17 protein-coding genes and 1 riboswitch are annotated in these 18273 nt (G+C 59.0%); of the genes, 4 read left to right on the top strand and 13 right to left on the bottom strand.

Annotation, left to right across the window (positions count from 1 at the left end; translation table 11 throughout):
• Window positions 1-4: 4 nt before the first annotated feature.
• From AAE484_RS06320 to AAE484_RS06300, 5 genes are all read right to left on the bottom strand, one after another.
• On the bottom strand, window positions 5-739 hold the full coding sequence (locus AAE484_RS06320; protein WP_445928837.1) for an urea amidolyase associated protein UAAP1: 735 nt from the start codon (window positions 737-739) through the stop codon (window positions 5-7).
• 1 nt (window position 740) lies between these two features.
• The gene (locus tag AAE484_RS06315; RefSeq protein ID WP_341937509.1) at window positions 741-1538 is read right to left on the bottom strand and encodes an ABC transporter ATP-binding protein; all 798 of its coding nucleotides are present in this window, start codon (window positions 1536-1538) and stop codon (window positions 741-743) included.
• A 6-nt stretch (window positions 1539-1544) separates the two neighbouring features.
• Window positions 1545-2363, bottom strand: a complete 819-nt coding sequence (locus AAE484_RS06310) for an ABC transporter permease (protein ID WP_341937508.1) — start codon at window positions 2361-2363, stop codon at window positions 1545-1547.
• Between the two features lie 35 nt (window positions 2364-2398).
• Complete coding sequence (locus tag AAE484_RS06305) at window positions 2399-3505, bottom strand: putative urea ABC transporter substrate-binding protein (protein WP_341937507.1); 1107 nt, start codon at window positions 3503-3505, stop codon at window positions 2399-2401.
• Between the two features lie 63 nt (window positions 3506-3568).
• Window positions 3569-3699: riboswitch (guanidine-I (ykkC/yxkD leader) on the bottom strand.
• Between the two features lie 325 nt (window positions 3700-4024).
• Window positions 4025-4228, bottom strand: coding sequence for a hypothetical protein (locus AAE484_RS06300; RefSeq protein ID WP_341937506.1), 204 nt, complete (start codon window positions 4226-4228; stop codon window positions 4025-4027).
• A gap of 342 nt (window positions 4229-4570) precedes the next feature.
• On the opposite strand from AAE484_RS06300, the gene AAE484_RS06295 reads away from it, so the two are divergent.
• Window positions 4571-4735 (top strand): DUF1328 domain-containing protein, encoded by a 165-nt coding sequence (locus AAE484_RS06295; RefSeq protein WP_341937505.1) that lies wholly within the window; start codon window positions 4571-4573, stop codon window positions 4733-4735.
• A gap of 106 nt (window positions 4736-4841) precedes the next feature.
• Window positions 4842-5345: an MgtC/SapB family protein gene (locus tag AAE484_RS06290; RefSeq protein WP_341937504.1), complete on the top strand. Its 504-nt coding sequence runs from the start codon at window positions 4842-4844 to the stop codon at window positions 5343-5345.
• A gap of 12 nt (window positions 5346-5357) precedes the next feature.
• Here the strand turns inward: AAE484_RS06290 and AAE484_RS06285 are convergent, their stop codons facing one another.
• Window positions 5358-5747, bottom strand: a complete 390-nt coding sequence (locus AAE484_RS06285; protein ID WP_341937503.1) for a DUF3859 domain-containing protein — start codon at window positions 5745-5747, stop codon at window positions 5358-5360.
• A gap of 176 nt (window positions 5748-5923) precedes the next feature.
• On the opposite strand from AAE484_RS06285, the gene AAE484_RS06280 reads away from it, so the two are divergent.
• Entirely contained in the window at window positions 5924-7546 is a 1623-nt protein-coding gene (locus AAE484_RS06280) for an L-lactate permease (protein WP_341937502.1), read from the top strand.
• 36 nt (window positions 7547-7582) lie between these two features.
• Here AAE484_RS06280 and AAE484_RS06275 read toward each other — a convergent pair whose 3' ends face one another.
• The 6 genes from AAE484_RS06275 to AAE484_RS06250 form a co-directional block, all read right to left on the bottom strand.
• The gene (locus AAE484_RS06275) at window positions 7583-9172 is read right to left on the bottom strand and encodes a carbon-nitrogen hydrolase family protein (protein WP_341937501.1); all 1590 of its coding nucleotides are present in this window, start codon (window positions 9170-9172) and stop codon (window positions 7583-7585) included.
• A gap of 71 nt (window positions 9173-9243) precedes the next feature.
• Window positions 9244-10581 (bottom strand): MFS transporter, encoded by a 1338-nt coding sequence (locus AAE484_RS06270; protein ID WP_341937500.1) that lies wholly within the window; start codon window positions 10579-10581, stop codon window positions 9244-9246.
• Window positions 10582-10650: 69 nt separating this feature from the next.
• Window positions 10651-12312, bottom strand: coding sequence for a putative bifunctional diguanylate cyclase/phosphodiesterase (locus tag AAE484_RS06265; protein WP_341937499.1), 1662 nt, complete (start codon window positions 12310-12312; stop codon window positions 10651-10653).
• Window positions 12313-12469: 157 nt separating this feature from the next.
• Window positions 12470-12724 carry a helix-turn-helix domain-containing protein gene (locus AAE484_RS06260; protein ID WP_341937498.1) on the bottom strand — a complete coding sequence of 85 codons (255 nt, stop codon included), beginning with the start codon at window positions 12722-12724 and terminating at the stop codon, window positions 12470-12472.
• 219 nt (window positions 12725-12943) lie between these two features.
• Window positions 12944-14629, bottom strand: a complete 1686-nt coding sequence (locus tag AAE484_RS06255; protein ID WP_341937497.1) for a putative bifunctional diguanylate cyclase/phosphodiesterase — start codon at window positions 14627-14629, stop codon at window positions 12944-12946.
• Window positions 14630-14769: 140 nt separating this feature from the next.
• Entirely contained in the window at window positions 14770-15597 is an 828-nt protein-coding gene (locus tag AAE484_RS06250) for a M90 family metallopeptidase (protein ID WP_341937496.1), read from the bottom strand.
• 138 nt (window positions 15598-15735) lie between these two features.
• Here AAE484_RS06250 and AAE484_RS06245 point away from each other — a divergent pair, with 138 nt between their 5' ends.
• Window positions 15736-16812, top strand: a complete 1077-nt coding sequence (locus AAE484_RS06245; RefSeq protein ID WP_341937495.1) for a mechanosensitive ion channel family protein — start codon at window positions 15736-15738, stop codon at window positions 16810-16812.
• Here the strand turns inward: AAE484_RS06245 and hemN are convergent.
• A complete protein-coding gene (hemN, locus tag AAE484_RS06240) occupies window positions 16805-18205 on the bottom strand; it encodes an oxygen-independent coproporphyrinogen III oxidase (RefSeq protein ID WP_341937494.1) in 1401 nt (466 codons plus the stop codon). The genes AAE484_RS06245 and hemN overlap by 8 nt on opposite strands.
• Window positions 18206-18273: the final 68 nt, after the last annotated feature.

The raw sequence follows: 18273 nt of genomic DNA, 5'->3' as shown, positions 1-18273 counted from the left end.
GCGCTCAGGCGCCCAGGTAGTAAAGGCGATTGTTTTCAAAACCGCGCTGATTTTCCGGACGGGAATTTTTGCAGTAGTCGTCATCGGCGACCGGCTCTGCCTGCAGGATCCGGCAGCGCACGGGATTTTTCGGGTACTCGGCGGCGCGGCTCATCGGGTGGGGGCAGCTGTGCATCACCACCAGGGTATCCATTTCAAAGCGCAGGGTGACCGAACTGCCCGGCTTGGAATGATTTTCCTCCAGGCTCAGGTTGCCCTCCTCGTCGGGAGCCACCTTGCTGAACCAGTTGAGATTGGCCGCCATGTCCCGGGTGCCCAGCCCGTACTTTTCCAGTTCCACCAGAAAGCTGCTGGTGCCGTCCTGGTGCCAGTCGTTGTGATCATGCTGATAATCCCGCTGGCCCCAGCGCTGCGCCACCTGCTCGGCGTTACTGGTGCCGCAGACGGTTTCGTGCCAGCCGAGCGAATCGTCCACAATTGACGCAAAAATGCGGCCCATGTCGGAGTACAGACAGTGGCCCCTGGTGAGTTTGAAGGTGTGCTGACACTTGAGCGAATCGGGCGCGTTGTAGCGCTCGAGCAGGTTCTCCGGGTTGTAGAACAGCATTCCCAGATTGGCACCGCCCTCGATATCGGTCAGCTCCAGTGCGGTACCGCGGCGCAGACGCAGGGACCAGTGACTGGCCGGCGGCAGGGTGTATTCGTACAGAGACTTTTCAGAGGTCGTGCCAGAGGTCATGTCAGGAGTCATGCAGTTTCTCCTTTTCCACTTCGGTTTTGTTCAGCGAATCGTCAATTTTATGCAGGGTGTCCGGATCCACTTCGCCCACGGGCAGGTCGTAAGTGATCCGGGCGCCATAGGCTTCGGGGTTGTGCGGGTCAATACGATCTTTATCAAAGACCCAGAGGCGGGTCCCCAGGTAAAAGCCTTCCTGAATGTCGTGGGTGATCATGAACACCGTGAGGTTCAACTCTTTCCACAGCTTCAGGACCAGGGCGTGCATGTCTTTTCGAATACCCGGATCGAGCGCACCAAACGGCTCATCCAGTAGAAGAATGCGCGGCTGCTTGATCAGCGACTGGGCAATGGCCAGACGCTGCTGCATGCCCCCGGACAGCTCATGGGGGTATTTATGCAGGGCATGACTCAACCCCACCGCTTCCAGCATTTTTTCAGCTTCTTGCCGCGCTTTTCTGCGCGCACCGCCAAACAGTCGGGCCATGATCGGGCTGCGCTCGAACTCCATTGAGAGCATGACATTTTCAAGCGCGCTCATATGGGGGAAGACCGAGTAGCGCTGGAAAACGATGCCCCGATCTTCGCCGGGCTCGGCCACCAGCGGTTTGCCATCCAGGAGGATCTGTCCCTGACTGGGCGACTCGGTACCGAGCAACATCTTCAGAAAGGTGGTTTTACCGCAGCCGGAGGCACCCACCACCGTGATGAATTCACCCCGCTCGATGTTCTGATTGAGGTTCTCCAACACCACCACGTCTTCGTAGCGCTTCCAGAGGTTTTTGATTTCGATATAACTCATGAGACCTCAATGCGTTTGGGCGTGAAACCAGGGATAGCACCGGCGCGACAATAACCGCAGCAGCAGATCAATAAAGAACGCCAGCAGGGTAATCCACACCACGTAAGGGAGAATGACATCCATGGACAGATAGCGACGCACAAGGAATATTCGATACCCCAGACCATCCGTTGCCGCAATCGCTTCGGCGGCGATGAGAAACAGCCAGGCGGAACCGAGGGAGAGCCGGACACTGGCAATCAATCGGGGCAGCACCTGCGGCAGAATCACCCGCTGGATGATCTGCCAGCTACTGGCGCCCAGGGTCTGCGCCTTGATGATCTGCTCATCCGGAATCTCCGTCACCCGCTGTTGCATGTCGCGGGTGAGAAAGGGAGCGATGCCGATGATGATCAACATCACTTTCGCCAGTTCCCCGAGACCAAACACGATGAACAGAATGGGCAGTATCGCCATGGGCGGAATCAATGAGATGGCCGTCAACACCGGCGACAGATTGGCGCGAACATAGGGAATGGACCCGTTCAGCACCCCGAACACCAGCGCGATCGCCGCACTGATGGCGACGCCGATCCCCAGGCGCTGCAGGCTGCTGGCGGTATCCTGCCAGAGAACATACTCGCCCGTGCGCTTGCTGGGTTCGAATGCCACCCGCTCGATGGCCTGGCCAAAGCTCTCCATCGAGGGCAGCAGTTTGTCATTGGGGTTTTCTGCCAGCCTGGCGTTGGACGCGCCCACATAGAGCGCGAGCAACAGGAAGAAGGGCAGCAACCCCAATAACCACTGAGTCACACGCGTGGGTTTCTGGTTGATCAGTCGCTTCATTCTGACCTCTTTATTGGTGAATGTCGGTCGTGCGATTACAGCTCGCCGTCAGCGGCCATCTGCATGAAGGTCGGATCAAACCGCAGCTTCACATTGGCGCTGTTGCCATAAACGCCGGAGGGAGTTTCCACACCGATGAATTCCGCATCTGGAGCGCCCGCGCCCAAGAGACCATGGCGAAACGAGAACTCGGCCACATACTGCATGGTGGTTTTCAGATCGTCGCTTTGTGTGAACTCGACGGCATCTTCGGGCTGGTAGAACATGCGGGTAGAGGCCAGTTGGGCTTCATAGCCTGCCAGGTCGGTGCCGGAGTTCTGGCCCATGGCGGTGCGGGCGTTTTTACCAGCCTGGCCTTCATCGCTCATGGTTGCCATGATTTCATACCAGGCGCCGACCAGCGCCTTGCCCAGTTTGGGGTTATCTTCCAGAACCTGGGTGTTCACGATCAACAGGTCGATGATTTCACCGGGAATCTTAGAAGAGTCAAACACCAGGTTGCTCTCGGGCATGGCCGTGATCTCGTTGAGCAGAGGGTTCCAGGTGACAACCGAGGTGACATCGTCTGTGGTGTAGGCGGAAACCAGGTCGGCATCGGAGGTGTTGACCACCTTAACGTCCCGCTCGGTCATGTCGACCGACTCCAGCGCCCGCGCCAGGAGGTAATGAGAGACACTCAGTTCAACCAGATTGACCTGCTGCCCCTTGATCGCCTTGAGCTCATCTTCGCCCTTGAGCACGACGCCATCGTTGCCGTCAGAGAAATCGCCCACAATCAGAGCGGTGGAGTCGACGCCGCCCGCGGCGGGAATGGTGAGCGCGTCCATATTGGTCATGGAGCAGGCGTCGTACTGGCCCGCCGTATACTGATTGATGGACTCGATGTAGTCGTTGATCTGCACCACATCAATCTCGATGTCGTACTTGTCCGCCCATTTGTCGACAATGCCCTGATTGTCGCCATAGCCCCAGGGCATCCAGCCCACATAGATGGACCAGCAGATGCTGAACTTGTCACGCTCTGCAGCGGTGGCGGGGGTAGAGGCGAGCAGAAAAAAGGTGGCAAGTAAAAACCCGAGGGTTTTCAACTTGCCATAAGAGTGGGTCGGAAAGAAAAGGGACGATGCTTTGGGTGTCAACATGGTGAACCTCCTGGGGTTACACGGTTATGAAAAGAGGATTCAATGGCATCGGCGCCATTGTGAACCTCCCGGGCTTTTGTCCCGCCGTGTAACCTCAAACAGAAAGCTCCCGTTCAAGGTCGGCTGCTCTCGGACCAGCCATCGACGGCCTGTCTGTTGACAGTACGTCGACCGGAACCCTAGCGGCCTATTCAGTTACCGGCCTGGGCCGGCAACCTTAATCAAATTGTGATTGCCGAGTCATCTCAATGAACGACGCCATTGAATCCTCTGTACCCGATAAAGGAGCAATATGGGTGCCAAGCCCGTATATCCGTGGAAAATCAAGGTGTTGGCGGAAAAGTGCGCCTTTCAGCCGGTCTGGCGAGCACCAGAAAAGCACATTGGCGCCCTGAAACCGCCTCATATTGGTGCAAAAAACTGGTCTTAACCGCGACTCTCAGCGGATCTGGCGGATCGACAGATACAAAAACGGCGGGAAAACCCGCCGTTTTGATCTCAGAATGTGAGCGGCGCCTATCAGTCGACGCTGTCTTCTACTTCATCACCGGCCTCTTCCATTGCATCACCGGCTTCTTCAACCGACTCATCAATGGATTCGCCCGCCTCTTCGGCCGGGCCCTTGTCTTCGCAGCCGGTCAATACGGCGCCACCGGCAAAAATCATGCAAAAGGCCAGCGCCCAAACTTTCAATGTTTTCAGTACCACATTGTTATCAGTCATCACTTTTCTCCATCAGTTGAAAAAGAAACCAGGCAGCGTGGCGGCTAAAAGCCTGGACCACGCACCATACTAAAACACATAAACAGCCACTTGTAATGCTTTTCGCCTCAACTGGTGCCACCGGGCCAATAAATGGCTTCTGAATCAACATGATTCGCGCTACTGCCGCCCCAATTGGCGGATTTCACCTCTGTTGCTTCATTTAATTCCGAAAATAACGAACTATCTCCACTTTCAGAAGCCCTAGACCAGGCTAGTGAAGCATTAACAGACTATGCTAATGAGAGTAACGGACAACGAGATTCAACGGCGGGTTAAAAAACATCAACCAGGAGGTGCACTATGTTTTCATGGGCCATTACATTTCTGATCATCGCACTCATTGCCGGTGCTTTGGGACTCAGCGGTATTGCGGGCACGGCAACCAATATTGCCTGGATACTGTTTGTCGTCGGTATCATCCTTGCGATTGTTTTCTTCATCACGGGCCGTCGCCCCCCCATGTGACGGCTCATTGGTCGTTTCAGCTCGGAGCCCCGCTACCACTGGGGCTCCGCTCCTGAACAAGTCTCATTTCACCAACAGAAGTCCCCTGTAGGGGCGCGATACACCCATGAGTGAGACCCTGGCATTGATCGGCAATACGATTGTTTCCGAGTTTTCCGAGTTCGACAACCTCGCCGAGGTGACCGTCGTGCTCATCAGAATGCTGCTCGCCGCCGTCTTGGGCGGTTTGCTGGGGCTCGAGCGGGAACAGAGAGGAAAGCCCGCGGGCCTGCGCACCCACATGTTGGTGTGTATGGGCGCGGCGCTGTTCATTCTGATTCCGCAACAGGCGGGCATTTCCGATGAGGAGATGAGCCGGGTGATTCAGGGTGTGATCGCTGGCATCGGCTTTCTCTGCGCGGGGGCGATCATCAAGGGGGATAGCGAACAACACCTGACGGGGCTGACGACCGCCGCCGGCATCTGGTTTACGGCGGCCATCGGTGTCTCTGTGGGCCTGGGGCGAGAGCAGACCGCGGTCTTATGCGCCATTCTTGCCTGGATTGTGCTGTTTGTGGTTCCCAATTTTTCACGTCTACTGCGCAAAAAACGAATCCCTCCTGAGGAATAGCGGGCGCACCACTTACGGCAACACCAGGTTGAACGTCTCATCGGCCACCAGAGTGCCGTCGATCGCCAGAGTGATCCGCCAGGGGCCCTGTTTGTTCTCCAGCGGCTCCCAGACGGTGTCTCCGATAAAGAAGTCCCAGTCATTCTGTTTTATGTAGACCTCTCCGGCAAACGGCGCCATGGGTTCGCCCTCCGCATCGGGGATATTGGGATGATTGATGCAGTACTGCAACTTCCTGTTTTTCGCCTTTTTGATGTTCACGATGTACCCGAATTCCACCTCTAGCTCACAGGGGATCTCCCGGGTCACCTTGAGTAGCCGGGGCAACGCCCTGGATTCGCTGTCCCAGGGGGTATAAATGCCCCAGCTCTTCAGTTTGACTTCCGCTTTTTTCTTCGCCATATCACCAGTGGTTTCAGTTAATGAGAGCCGCCCAATATACCATGGCGCTCCAACCGCGATCGACTCCCGCTCAAAGGCCACCACTTTCGCGTCAAAATCGGTTATAACCACTAAACCGGGCTTTGACACCCGCTCACGGCACGCTGTTACCGAGCCCTGCGACGGAGAGAGGACTCATGACGCTTCTGCAACTGCTCACCGCTTCCATGCCCGTTCTTTCAGTTTTCCTGCTCCTGGTTGTGCTGCGTCTGCCCGCGAGCCGGGCCATGCCGTTGAGTCTGCTGGCCTCCGGCGGACTGGCCTGGCTGGTCTGGGAGGTGCCCCTGCGGCAGATGATCGGCTCGGTGCTGGAGGGGTGGGTGATTGCCAGTGCCATTGTCATTATCATCTTTGGCGCCATTGTTCTGCTCAACACGCTCAAGGCCGGCGAAGCGATGAACCGCATTCGCGCCGGCTTTTTCGCCATCTCCCCCGACCGTCGGGTCCAGATGATCATCATCGCCTGGTTGTTCGGCTCTTTTCTCGAAGGGGTCAGTGGGTTTGGCACGCCGGCCGCCATTTGCGCGCCCCTGCTGGTGGCTCTGGGATTTCCGGCCATGGCGGCGGTCAGCCTGGCATTGATTGCCGACAGCGCGGCCGTCTCCTTTGGTGCCGTGGGCACCCCCGTGCTGGTGGGCATGGCTCAGGGCCTGCCCGGGGTCCATGCCGCCGAGCTACGCAATATTGCCGTCACCACGATCAGTATCGATATCTTCGTGGCCAGTTTTCTGCCGCTGATCATGTCCGCGCTGCTCACCCGCTTTTTCGGGGCCAACCAAAGCTGGCGCGAGGGGCTGGCCCTCTGGCCGTTCGCCCTCTTTGCGGGGCTGGCGTTCACCCTGCCCGCCTGGCTGGTGGCCTACTATCTCGGACCCGAATTCCCCTCGGTGCTGGGAGCGTTGATTGGTCTTGGGGTGGTGGTAAGCACGACCCGGCGGGGATTCCTCCAGCCGACGCTCCCCTGGCGTTTTGCGCAGGACCGCGAGCCCCTCGCCGGAGATGAACAACCGCCCGAAGCCGCGCAGGCGCCTGCGCCCGGCATGCCACTCTGGCAGGCCTGGCTGCCCTACGGGCTGGCCGCCCTGTTGCTGATTCTGTCCCGGCTCAACGCCCTGCCCTTCAAGGCCTGGTTACAGGACTTTACCCTGCAGTGGAAGGCTCTGGCGGGCACCGACATCAATGCCAGTCTGACACCCTTCTATTTACCCGGCAGCCTGTTTGCGCTGGTGGCGCTGATCACCATTGCTCTGCACCGCCTGCCCGCCCGCGCCGCGCTTGAGGCCTGGCGCAGCTCGGCCCTCAGCCTGCTGCCCGCGGTGATTGCGCTGGCCACCTCTGTGCCCATGGTGCGGATTTTTCTCAACTCCGGCGTCAACACCAGCGGCCTGGCCGCCATGCCCTCGGAGCTGGCCCAGATGGCCGCGGGCGCCATTGCCGGCTTCTGGCCACTGGTGGCGCCGTTTGTGGGGGCACTGGGGAGTTTTATCGCCGGCTCCGGGACCTTTTCCAACATGATGTTTGCCGGGCTGCAGCAGGAGGCGGCCCTGTCGGCCGATCTCTCACCGCGGGTCATTCTCGCGCTGCAGATGATCGGGGCCAACGCCGGCAACATGATCTGCGTGATGAACGTGGTGGCGGCCGCCGCCGTGGTCAAGCTCAACGGCCAGGAAGGTCAGATCATCCGCTTCACCCTCGGCCCCATGCTCTACTACTGTGTGGGCGCGGGGCTGGTGGGGATGCTACTGGTCCAAATAGTGTAGGCGCTCCCTCCCTGGAGTCGTCGTGCGGGCCGAAGATCAGGTCAGCTTTTTGTCGCCTCGCCACTGCATGCGATACAGGTCGTGCCGACGGTCTTTGAGGTTCTGCACCGTGCCGCTGTTGCGGGCCATGATCAGCGACTCGGGGCGCAGATCCGCAAACGCCACCGTCTCCACGTTGGGCGTGGTGTCCGCCGCAATGCCATCGCGGGCGAAGGGGAAGTCACAGGGTGTGAGAATGCAGCTCTGGGCGTACTGGATGTCCATGTTGGACACATTGGGCAGATTGCCCACGTTACCCGACATGATCACGTACATCTGATTTTCCACCGCCCGGGCCTGACAGCAGTAGCGCACCCGCAGGTAGCTCTGCCGCTCATCGGTACAGAAAGGGACGAACAGCATCTGTACGCCCTGGTCGGCCAGGTGTCGGCCAAGCTCGGGGAACTCGGAGTCATAGCAGATCAACACCCCGATGGGGCCACAGTCGGTATCGATGGCGGTCACTTCGCTGCCGCCCTCGATATCCCACCAGTAGCGCTCATTGGGGGTCGGGTGAATTTTGGGCTGCTCGAAAATCCGGCCGTCGCGCAGAAAAATGTAGGAGATGTTCTCAATGCGGCCATTCTCGACCCGCGTCGGGTGCGAACCGGCAATTATGTTGACGTTGTAACTCAGCGCCATATCGCGGAACGCATCCTTGAGGCGCGGCGTGTATTTGGTCAGCGCTTCGATGGATTCGAACGGCGACAGCTCCTGGTCCTCAATGGACAATAGCTGCAGGGTCACCAGCTCGGGGAACACCACAAAATCACTTTTGTAGTCCGCCACCACATCGACAAAGTACTCGATGTATTTGAGGAACTCGCCAAAGGACGTCACCCGCCGCTGCATGTATTGCACGGTGGCAATGCGCACCACATCGGGCATGCGTACACCGTACTTTTTGACCGGTTTCTCGTCTTCCTGGGGCACCTTGGGGTTGTACCAGACCATGTGCGCGGCGTAGTTCAGCGACTCGCGGTCATCATCCAGATAGTTCGGGATCACACCGACAATTTCAAAGCCGTTGCGCAACTGGAAGGTCAGCACCGGATCCTTGATCTTCTTGTGAATCACCTGGTCAATATAGTTCTCGACTGTGCCGGTGCGCTTGATCCGCTTGTGCAGGTTGGGCATGCGGCCGGCGAACACCACGCCTTTCAGGCCTAGTGACTGGCAGAGTTTTTTGCGTTCATTGTACAGCCGCTGGCCGATGCGGTAGCCCCGGTAGGCGTTGTCGATGCACACTTCCATCCCGTACAGCCATTCGCCGTGAATGTCGTGACGCGAAGCAAAGCCATTGCCGGTGATTTCATTCCAGTTGTGTGGTTTGAGCGCGATATCGCCGGAAATCCGGAAGGTCGCACAGTAGCCAACCAGCTCGTCGCCCACCATGACCACGATCTGGCCCTGACGGAAATTGTTGATCTGACCCACGATGGCGGCGTGGGGATAGGTCTCCATACCCAGGGGGTCGTAAACCCGATTGGCCAGGGCGATGATCGCCGGCACATCGGCCAGGGTCGCATTGCGCACCGTCAGGTGGGCGCCGCGTTGCTGGAGTTTGTTTTCCTCTTGATCGGCCATAAAAATTCTGTTGCCTCAATGTAAAACGAATTCGTTGACAAGCGGATCCTGCAGAGCCCACTAAAGGGTCCTCAGCCACTGATTTCTTTCAGGTGCAGACCATAAAAGGCCGCTACCAGTGAGATCGCACCGAGCAGCGCGATCACACCGGCAAGCCCCAGCCAGCCGGTCAGTAGCCCGACACCGCCGGCCACCAGCATGGCGAGCCCGATGACGGTATTGCTGACCGCCACATACTGCGCCCGCGTCTCGCTATTGGCCATATCGACGAGATAGACTTTGCGCGCCATGCGCGCGCCTCCGTGGCAGATGCTGATACCCAGGAACAGCACCGCATGGGTCCAGGGTGAAGCCAGAAGCGTCCACTCCAGCCAGGCCATGGCCGCTGTGGCCAGGCACAGCAGCCCCGCCAACAGCGCCGCGATAAACAGGGTCTGCCGACTGGAGCGATCGCTCAATCGGCCCCAGACCGGGGAACTCAGGCTGGCCGCCAGCCCGCTGGCAATGATCATCAGGCCCAGACCGGTCATCCCCTGGCCCGCGTGCTGCTGCGCCAGCAGGACAAAAAACGGGGGTACCAGGGCGACGCTCAACAATAGCCCGCGCGCCAGTACAAAGCGCCGAAAATCCATATCCGTGAATAAAATACCGAGGCTTTTCAACGCCACGGCCAGCGCATTGCCGCCTCCCTCCGTGGCCCCGGGCTCCTCGCGAATCTGGGCAAACGCAAACAGGGACACAAACCACAACAGAGCCGCTGCGGCCAGAAACAGCGCCAGATTCAGTTCACCCTCCCCGGCCCCAAACTCGGTCCAGAGACCGATGGCCAGTGTAACAACACCGGCAACGCTGGCACTATACCCCATCAGCGTGCCCCGACGGGTCTTGGAGACGGTTTTTCCGAGCACATCTTTGGCGGCCACCGAGCACAGTCCCCGGGCCAGGCTGTAGACAACCAGCGCACCGATCACCGCCCAGCCCACCTGGTTCGCCTCCAGCGTGCCCGCCGCCAGCGCCATGGCCAGCAGGGCCAACAACGACAGGAACGCCCCCAGTAGCCAGACCCATTTGCGCTGGGCGATACGGCGCACATAGGCGGCCACCAGCAGCTGGGGCACCAACACACCGGCCTCCCGGATGGGCACGAGGAAACCGGCAAAGCCGCTGGAGGCACCGGCCGCACCCAATAGCCAGGGCAGAATCAGACGTGCGCTGGACAGCTCATCGGCGATTTTACTGAGGGCGTTGGCCAGTAGATAGGCGAAGAAATTTCTCGGCTGATGCCGGCAGGCCGAGTCCGGGATGTCCTTGCAGACCCGGGCATCCTCTTCTTCGTTGAGCTGCTGATAGACCCGCCCCAGGCGGGGGTAGTCGGGGTAGGAGGTCGCGTGGGAGCGGGGCGTATTCATTGTGGCTGGGGTATCTCGCGGTCAAAAACAGACCCACAGTATCCGTGCTCGCCATTTTGTTGTAAACCGCTAGTGATGCTGCCGCCAAGTCAGAAACTGCGCCGGAGGCAGCGCTGGCGTAATATAGAAACCCTGGATCTGGTCGCAACCCAGCGCCTGCAGAATGCCATACTGGCCCTCCGTCTCCACGCCCTCGGCGGTCACGGTCAGTCGCAACGCATGGCCGACATCGATCATGCATGCCATCAGTTTCCGCGCTCGCTCATCGGCTTCCAGGTCGCGAACAAAGGCGCGATCAATTTTGATGCCGGTAATCGGAAGACGGCGCAGATAATCGAAAGACGCAAAGCCGGTGCCAAAATCGTCGATACTGACCCCGAAGCCGACGGCGCGGATACGTTCAATCGCCTGGCGGGCCGCCTCCAGATTATGAATCAGTGCGCTCTCGGTGATTTCAACTTCGAGGCGCTCCGGCGCGATACCATGCTCCAGCGCCATCGCCTCCAGAAAATCGGGCATGGTCGGATCGAGAAGATTGCGTGAGGAGAAGTTGAAACTCACCTGCTGGGGATAGTCTGCCAGAAAGTCACAGCACTCGCTGATCACAAACCGGGTCACCGGTCCGATCAGAGTGGTGTTTTCGACTTTCGGCATAAACTTACCGGGCATGATGACCCCGCCCTCGGCATCACGCCAGCGGATCAATGCCTCACCGCCTGAGACGGCTCCACTGTCCAGGGATATTTTGGGCTGATAATGCAGCTCAAACTCGTTCCGCTCAAGGCCAAGACTGACACTGGAGATCAGTTTAATGGTCGAGAGGGTTTTCTGAGTCAGCGCCGGTGTATATTCGCAGTGACTGAGTCGGCTCTTGAGAGCGGCGAACAGGGCAAGACGGGCTTCGCGCACCAGATCATCGCCGGACACCGAGCCGCCGGTTTTCCAACTGCTGCCCAATATCAACTGGACACGGACCGGCACGCCTCGCAGAACAAGGTTCTGCTCCCCGGCCTCGATAATATCCTCAATAACCTGGCTCAACCGATCGGTGTCGGTCGCGGGCAACAGTACCACCAGCTCGGACTCGCTGAAGCGGTATACCGAGCCACTCTCGCTCACCACCGTATTCAGCCGCTGCCCCACCAACGCGGCCAGCTCATCAGACGCATCCGCGCCCATCGCCTCCAGAACATCAGCGATGTCGGAGATACGCACAAAAATCAATCCAACGGTTCTTGTGAACGTGTGAGATGACGAGACCCAATACGCCAGGTCACCATTCAAAGAGGCCTGGTTGGGCAGCTTCGAGCGGCGATCGGTGCGGACCAGCCGGTCATGCTTTTGAAAAGACGAGCGCAATGCCTGAAACAGACCGCCGGCCACAGCTCCCAGCCCCAGATACAGAGACAGCCTTAGCGCCCAGTTGAACGTGCTTTGCATCTGGCCGGACTCGACGTTCAGCGGCATAAACGCCATCAGAATGCCCGCCGCCAAGCCTGCAATGAGCCCTCCGGCAACACCGTACCAGGCGGAGGCGAACAGCACCGGGATCAGCATCAGGTAAGGGTAGGCGTAGGCGGTGCCGCCAGTGCTATAGACAGTGGCCGCACCAAGCAGTAGCAACAGGCAAATGACCAGCAGGCTGATCGCTCGCTGAGTACGGCTGGGCCACAAAAACAACTGGCTCACCCGCCACTGTCCCAGCTCACTCGCCCTCAGGGACTCATCCATCCACACTCTCCCCTCGTATGCGCTGCGCCGGTTTCATGGGTAGGGTTGATTGGCGCTTGGCAGGTTACGCCCGGGACACCAGGTTCAGCTGGGTCGTCGGGCCTGTTGGGAAATAGTGTAGTATCTGATTTTCAGATATTCAAACTTTGCAGACCGGTCACTCCTCTTCATCGGTCCCATCGGCGCGGAGACGCTCAAGCTCGGCTTCGAAACGGCGGACCAGCGTTCGCAGTCCGACACCAAACACATTGCACAGATCCCGCATCTGAACCAGATCCACCCGACGAACCCCCCGCTCGACATCACTCATGAATGACTGAGGTCGTCCCAGTTCTTTAGAGCACTGAGCCTGGGTGAGCCCGGCTTCTGATCTGAGCTCTTTCAATACATCCAATAGCACTCGTGTTTCCATTCTGTATAGCGACTTCGGCATAACTCCATACCAGACTCGTGAGTAGTGGGCCAAATCTAGCGCCTACACACGATTATCTGATTTATGGATACGTCGGCAACGTCATCCAAAGGCTTGCTTCACACCCAGTCAAAATCGGGTGATAGCTCGCCCAAAAAACCAAAAGCCCGGCGCCTTCCTGCCCGGTTGTAGATCTTATGTTCAGCGGTGTGAAAGTCGTCAGGCATCCACCGCTCTGTAGTAGCGGGACCAGGCCAGAAACTGTTTGGCAGGAAGCCCCGGCGCAAAATAAAAGCCCTGAGCCTGATCGCAGCCCAGCGTTTTGAGAATTCGGTACTGCCCGGCCGTTTCTACGCCCTCTGCCGTCACAACCAGATCCAGAGCGTGGCCGAGATCCACCATGCATCCCATCAACTTGCGTGAACGCTCATCGGTTTCAAGATCACAGACAAACGCCCGGTCAATCTTGATGCCGGTAATCGGCAAGCGTCGCAGATAATCAAACGATGCAAAGCCGGTGCCGAAGTCATCGATACTGACACCAAAGCCAATATTACGCATGCGCTGAATGGCTTCACGGGCCGTATCCAGGTTCTGGATCAGAGCACTTTCGGTCAGTTCGATCTCGACCAGTTCCGGATCGATTCCGCAGCGATTAACCAGCTTTTCCAGATACTTGAGCAGGCGTTCGTCAGCCAGGTTGTGGGCCGAGAAGTTGATACTGGTGGTCTTGGGAAACTGCTTGATAAAATCACAGCCTTCCCGGCTGACAAACTCGGTGACCGGCGTGATCAGTGTCGTGCTTTCCACTTTGGGCATGAAGCGGCCCGGTGGAATAAACCGGTCGTGACCGTCGCGCCAACGAATCAGGCACTCACAGCCCGCCAGGGAACCATCCTGGACATTGATTTTGGGCTGGTAATGTATTTCAAACTCGTGGTGGTCCAGCCCATGACGGACCCTGGCAATCAACTGGATGTTATCCCGGGTCTTCTGTTTGAATTCGGGCACATAGTGGCAATAGCTCAACTTGCGGTCCATGGCCGTGAACAATGCAATCCGGGCCTCACTGATCAGTGAATCCGCGGTCAGCTCATCCCTGGCGTGGTCCCCACTGAAACTTGCCCCGAGCACCGGCTGGACCCGCACGGGCAGCCCCTGAAGCACCACATTCTGCTCACCGGCCTCAAGAATCCGGTCGGCCAGGTCGGCCAGCCCCTTGTCGTCGACGTCGTACGCCAGCAGCATCAGCTCGGACACACTGAACCGGTAGACGCGGCCCCGGTCGGCGAGCAGATGCTCAAAGCGCCGTCCGACGCGTGCGGCCAACTCGTCCGAAGCATCGGCTCCCATCGCTTCGAGCACCTCGACGATGTCGGTGATGCGTACCACGATCAAACCCAGATGGGAGGTCCGGCTTTTGTAGGAATTCAGCCAACTGTGAAGGTCGTCTTCCAGCGCCGCCTGATTGGGCAGGTTGGAGCGGGTATCGGTGCGGACCACGCGCTCGTGGTCGCGAAAAGCCCGGCGCAGTGACTGGAACAGCCAACCGGCCACTCCCCCCAGCACCAGATAGAGCAACAGGCGCAGCAGCCAGTTGGACGGGGCCTGATCCACACCCCGGGCGACGTCCAGCGGCATGGCGGCCATCGCAAGTCCGGCGACCAGTGCGCACAGAAGGCCTCCCACCAGACCGTACCAGGCGGCGGAGAACAGCACGGGGACGAGGATCAGGTAGGGGTAGGCGTAGGCGGTTCCGCCCGTGCGATAGACTACAAAGGTGGCCGCCGCCAGCATGGCGATCAGCACCGACAGATACCAGGGACTTCTGGCCGACACTGGCCAGTCGAGCCGGTTGTAAAAATGCCAGTGGCCCTGTTTGCTCAGCGTTAATGGCAGACCCATACGCCGCACCCTCCCATGGTTGGAAAGCACCGCCCGCAAAGCGCCGGCTGAACAGCGCTAAAACCGGTTCAGTCAAAAAGCGGGGAAGATCTCGACCCGAAAGCCCCGCTACCCCAAGTCTAGTCGCTGGGCCACAGGAATCAAACCGGGTGGTTCCAGCGCCGGGGCTGCAGTCGGTAGAAGTGTTCCAGCTCCCGGTAAACGTCGGGGTAGGCGTCATTCAGAAGGTCGGGGCAGGTAAAGAAGTGCTCACTCACAACCGCAAAAAACTCCCCGGGATTGGTGGCGGCGTAGGGGTCAATGGGCGGGGGCTCATGCCGGTCAAGCCGGTCGCAGAGGTCGTCAAAGGCGGGGGTCATTGCCCGGGCCCAGCGCTGAACCTGACTCGGCTCCGGCATCGGCGGGGTGCCGTCCATCACGCCATCGCGACCATCCAGTTGGTGGGCATACTCGTGCACCACCAGGCAGTGGCCATCGGGGCGCGCCAGGTCCTGCTCGATGTCCGCCCAGGAGAGCACCACCTTGCCCTGTTCCCAGGATTCTCCCAGCAGCTCATGGCGTTCATAGGACACCAGGCCCAGCTCGTCCATGACTTCGCCCTCGCGCACAAACGCCTCGGGGTAGACCAGCACCACCGGGAAGCCGGACCATTGCATATGGCCCGAACCGGCGTTCATCAGGCTGGCCTGTGCCAGAATCAGAACGCGCATCGGTTCGGTGACCGTCAGGCCGTTGCAACCGTAAAAATCAGTCGCCTCCATCATCACCTGAAGCTGACGATGCAGGCGCACGCGGACGTCACCGGGGAGATGGGGATACAGCCACCAGCGACGCCGCAGCCACTGTTCCCAGCGGGCGGGCAGCGGTCGTTCCGCCAGGGCCCGCCGCCGGCGCAGCCGCCTGAGCGGCCAGTAGATCAGCGCGATGACGATTGCCGCCGCCAGCGCGAATACCAGATAGACAGCCAAATAATAGCTCCCGGTTCAAATGTTGGTACCTTTGGGCGCGATGGTCGTTAATCAAGAGGCACACCGGCAAAAGCCCTTGATGCTCTGGGCCGGCAACGGTAATGTAAAAAGCGATACCTACTGCCGGGAGAGGCTTCGATGGCGAACACGATTCAACAGCTGGAAGTGTATCTCTGGTCCCTGGGGTTCATCCTGGTCGCCGCTGCGATGGGCCTGTTCGTGCACTGGCTGTTGTTTCACGCCCTGCAGCGCCTGGCCCGGCGCAGTGAGTCGGCGGTCGGCCAGGCGGTTCCCCGGCATCTTCGGGCACCTCTGCGCCTGCTGGTGCCAACCCTGGCCGTGCGCATCAGCCTGCCCGCTCACTCCCTGAACCTCAGGCCCGAAGTGGTCGACTACCTGGGCACGGCGCTCAGCACCCTGATCATTATCTCCGCCGCCTGGTTGTTGATCCGCCTGAGTCGGGTCATGGAAGCCTGGATTCTGTCCCGTTACGACATGAGCGCCAGCGACAACCTGACCGCCCGAAAAGTGGCCACCCAGGTGGACATCGTGCGCAAGATCATGGTTTTTATTATTGTGGTCTTTGCGCTGTCTGCGGTACTGATGAATTTTGACAACTTCCGGCAGATCGGCACCGGGCTGCTCGCCTCGGCCGGCCTGGCGGGTCTGATTCTCGGTTTTGCCGCCCAGCGCACCATCGCCAATCTGCTGGCCGGTTTTCAGATTGCACTGACCCAGCCGATCCGCATCGACGATGTGGTGATTGTCGAAAACGAGTGGGGGCGCATTGAAGAAATCACACTCACTTATGTGGTGGTGGTAATCTGGGACAAACGCCGACTGGTGCTTCCCATCAGCTATTTTCTGGAGAAACCCTTCCAGAACTGGACCCGCTCCTCATCCGATCTTCTGGGCACAGTGTTTCTCTATGTGGACTACACCCTGCCCATTGACGAGGTGCGCCAACACCTGGGAAAACTGCTTGAGCAATCCGAGCTCTGGGATGGCAAGGTGTGGCGTCTGCACACCACCGATACCAGCGAGCGCACGGTGGAACTGCGGGCGCTGATGAGTGCCGCCAGCGCACCCCAGGCTTTTGAATTGCGTTGTGAAATCCGCGAAAAACTGATCGACTACATTCAGACCCATTACCCGGAGTCGCTGCCCCGGGTGCGTACCGAATCTGAGGGAGCAGCCCTCGAAGACGCTAAATAACCTTCGAATAGCGAATCTGATTCCCGGTCTGCATCCCGTTATGTAAGTACTGATCGAATACCATGCACACCCGACGGATCAGCAACCGACCCGAATTTTTGACAAAGATACCCGCCGGGGTAACCTCCAGAAGCCCGTCCTCTTCCATGGGTTTGAGCTCAGCCAGCTCGTCGGCAAAGTAAGAGGCCGGATCAATGCCGAACTTCTCATGCAAGTCACAGAAGCTCAACTGGAAATGGCAGATCAACTGATTGATCACCTCCCGGCGCAGGTAATCTTCCGGGTGCAGTGCCACGCCGCGGATAAACGCCGGCTGGTCGTTGTCGATACGCGCCTGATAGTCCTCCACCTTCTTGGCATTCTGAATATAGGTGCCACCGTAGTGACTGATGGCCGAGACACCGAAAGCGATCAGCTCGCAATCGCCATGGGTGGAGTAGCCCTGAAAGTTGCGCTGCAATTTCCCCTGCTGTTGCGCCAGCACCAGAGAGTCGTCGGGCTTGGCAAAGTGATCCATGCCGACATAGACATAACCGGCCGATTGCAGACGCTCAATCGCCGCGTGCAGAATCGCCAGTTTTTCCTGGGGCGCGGGCAGATTCGCCTCGTCAATCAGACGCTGGCTTTTGAACAGGTGCGGCAGATGGGCATAGTTGAACAACGAGAGCCGATCGGGTGACAACTCGATCACCTGCTCCAGGGTTTCGGCGACCGAGTCGCGGGTCTGCATGGGCAGACCGTAGATCAGATCCATGCTGATGGAGTGATAGCCCTGATCGCGCACGGCATTCACCAGGTCGCGCACCTGCTCGACGCTGTTGTAGCGGTTCACCGCATCCTGGACTCTGGGGTTGAAGTCCTGCACCCCCATGCTGACGCGATTGAACCCGAGCCCACGCAGATGCCCCATGGTGGCCGCCGACACCCGGCCCGGGTGCACCTCAATGGAGTACTCCCCCTGATCGTCGTCCAGCAACTGGAAGTGCCGACGGGTGGCCGCCATCAGCCAGCTCATTTCTTCATCGCTGATATAGGTGGGCGTACCACCGCCCCAGTGCAGCTGGGCCACCGGCCGGTTTTCAAACAGCTCGGCCTGCATCGCCATCTCCCGCTCCATGCACTCCAGATAGGGCTGGGCACGGCTGCGCTTGTGGGTCACGATTTTGTTGCAGGCGCAGTAAAAACAGAGGGTGTCGCAAAAGGGGATATGAAAGTAGAGCGACAGCGGCTGCCCCTCCGCATTGCTGCGCGCCACGGCCGCGCGCCACTCCTTCCCGGAGAAGTCCTCGCGGAACTGCGGGGCGGTTGGGTAGGAGGTGTAGCGCGGACCGCTGAGGTCATAGCGATCAATGACAGATTGATCCCAGGCGAGAGGTTCTTGATAAAGGGACATAGAGCAGACTCACAGGCAACGAGGGTTAACAATAACGTCGACCCCACTCTACTGCCTTGATGTCGGTC

Origin of the sequence: Marinimicrobium sp. C2-29, from assembly GCF_038419845.1 — a bacterium.
GTDB lineage: Bacteria > Pseudomonadota > Gammaproteobacteria > Pseudomonadales > Cellvibrionaceae > Marinimicrobium.
The sequence above is the reverse complement of the archived record's forward strand: the minus strand, read 5'-3'. Positions and strand labels throughout refer to the sequence as shown.

Bases quoted from the DNA above. Each gene is read 5' to 3' on its own strand.
- AAE484_RS06245 (WP_341937495.1), top strand. From the start codon at position 15,736: ATGGCGAACACGATTCAACAGCTGGAAGTGTATCTCTGGTCCCTGGGG.
- hemN (WP_341937494.1), bottom strand. From the start codon at position 18,205: ATGTCCCTTTATCAAGAACCTCTCGCCTGGGATCAATCTGTCATTGAT.
- AAE484_RS06265 (WP_341937499.1), bottom strand. From the start codon at position 12,312: ATGGATGAGTCCCTGAGGGCGAGTGAGCTGGGACAGTGGCGGGTGAGC.
- AAE484_RS06295 (WP_341937505.1), top strand. From the start codon at position 4,571: ATGTTTTCATGGGCCATTACATTTCTGATCATCGCACTCATTGCCGGT.
- AAE484_RS06275 (WP_341937501.1), bottom strand. From the start codon at position 9,172: ATGGCCGATCAAGAGGAAAACAAACTCCAGCAACGCGGCGCCCACCTG.
- AAE484_RS06255 (WP_341937497.1), bottom strand. From the start codon at position 14,629: ATGGGTCTGCCATTAACGCTGAGCAAACAGGGCCACTGGCATTTTTAC.
- AAE484_RS06280 (WP_341937502.1), top strand. From the start codon at position 5,924: ATGACGCTTCTGCAACTGCTCACCGCTTCCATGCCCGTTCTTTCAGTT.
- AAE484_RS06300 (WP_341937506.1), bottom strand. From the start codon at position 4,228: ATGACTGATAACAATGTGGTACTGAAAACATTGAAAGTTTGGGCGCTG.
- AAE484_RS06305 (WP_341937507.1), bottom strand. From the start codon at position 3,505: ATGTTGACACCCAAAGCATCGTCCCTTTTCTTTCCGACCCACTCTTAT.
- AAE484_RS06270 (WP_341937500.1), bottom strand. From the start codon at position 10,581: ATGAATACGCCCCGCTCCCACGCGACCTCCTACCCCGACTACCCCCGC.
- AAE484_RS06320 (WP_445928837.1), bottom strand. From the start codon at position 739: ATGACCTCTGGCACGACCTCTGAAAAGTCTCTGTACGAATACACCCTG.
- AAE484_RS06290 (WP_341937504.1), top strand. From the start codon at position 4,842: ATGAGTGAGACCCTGGCATTGATCGGCAATACGATTGTTTCCGAGTTT.
- AAE484_RS06285 (WP_341937503.1), bottom strand. From the start codon at position 5,747: ATGGCGAAGAAAAAAGCGGAAGTCAAACTGAAGAGCTGGGGCATTTAT.
- AAE484_RS06260 (WP_341937498.1), bottom strand. From the start codon at position 12,724: ATGGAAACACGAGTGCTATTGGATGTATTGAAAGAGCTCAGATCAGAA.
- AAE484_RS06315 (WP_341937509.1), bottom strand. From the start codon at position 1,538: ATGAGTTATATCGAAATCAAAAACCTCTGGAAGCGCTACGAAGACGTG.
- AAE484_RS06310 (WP_341937508.1), bottom strand. From the start codon at position 2,363: ATGAAGCGACTGATCAACCAGAAACCCACGCGTGTGACTCAGTGGTTA.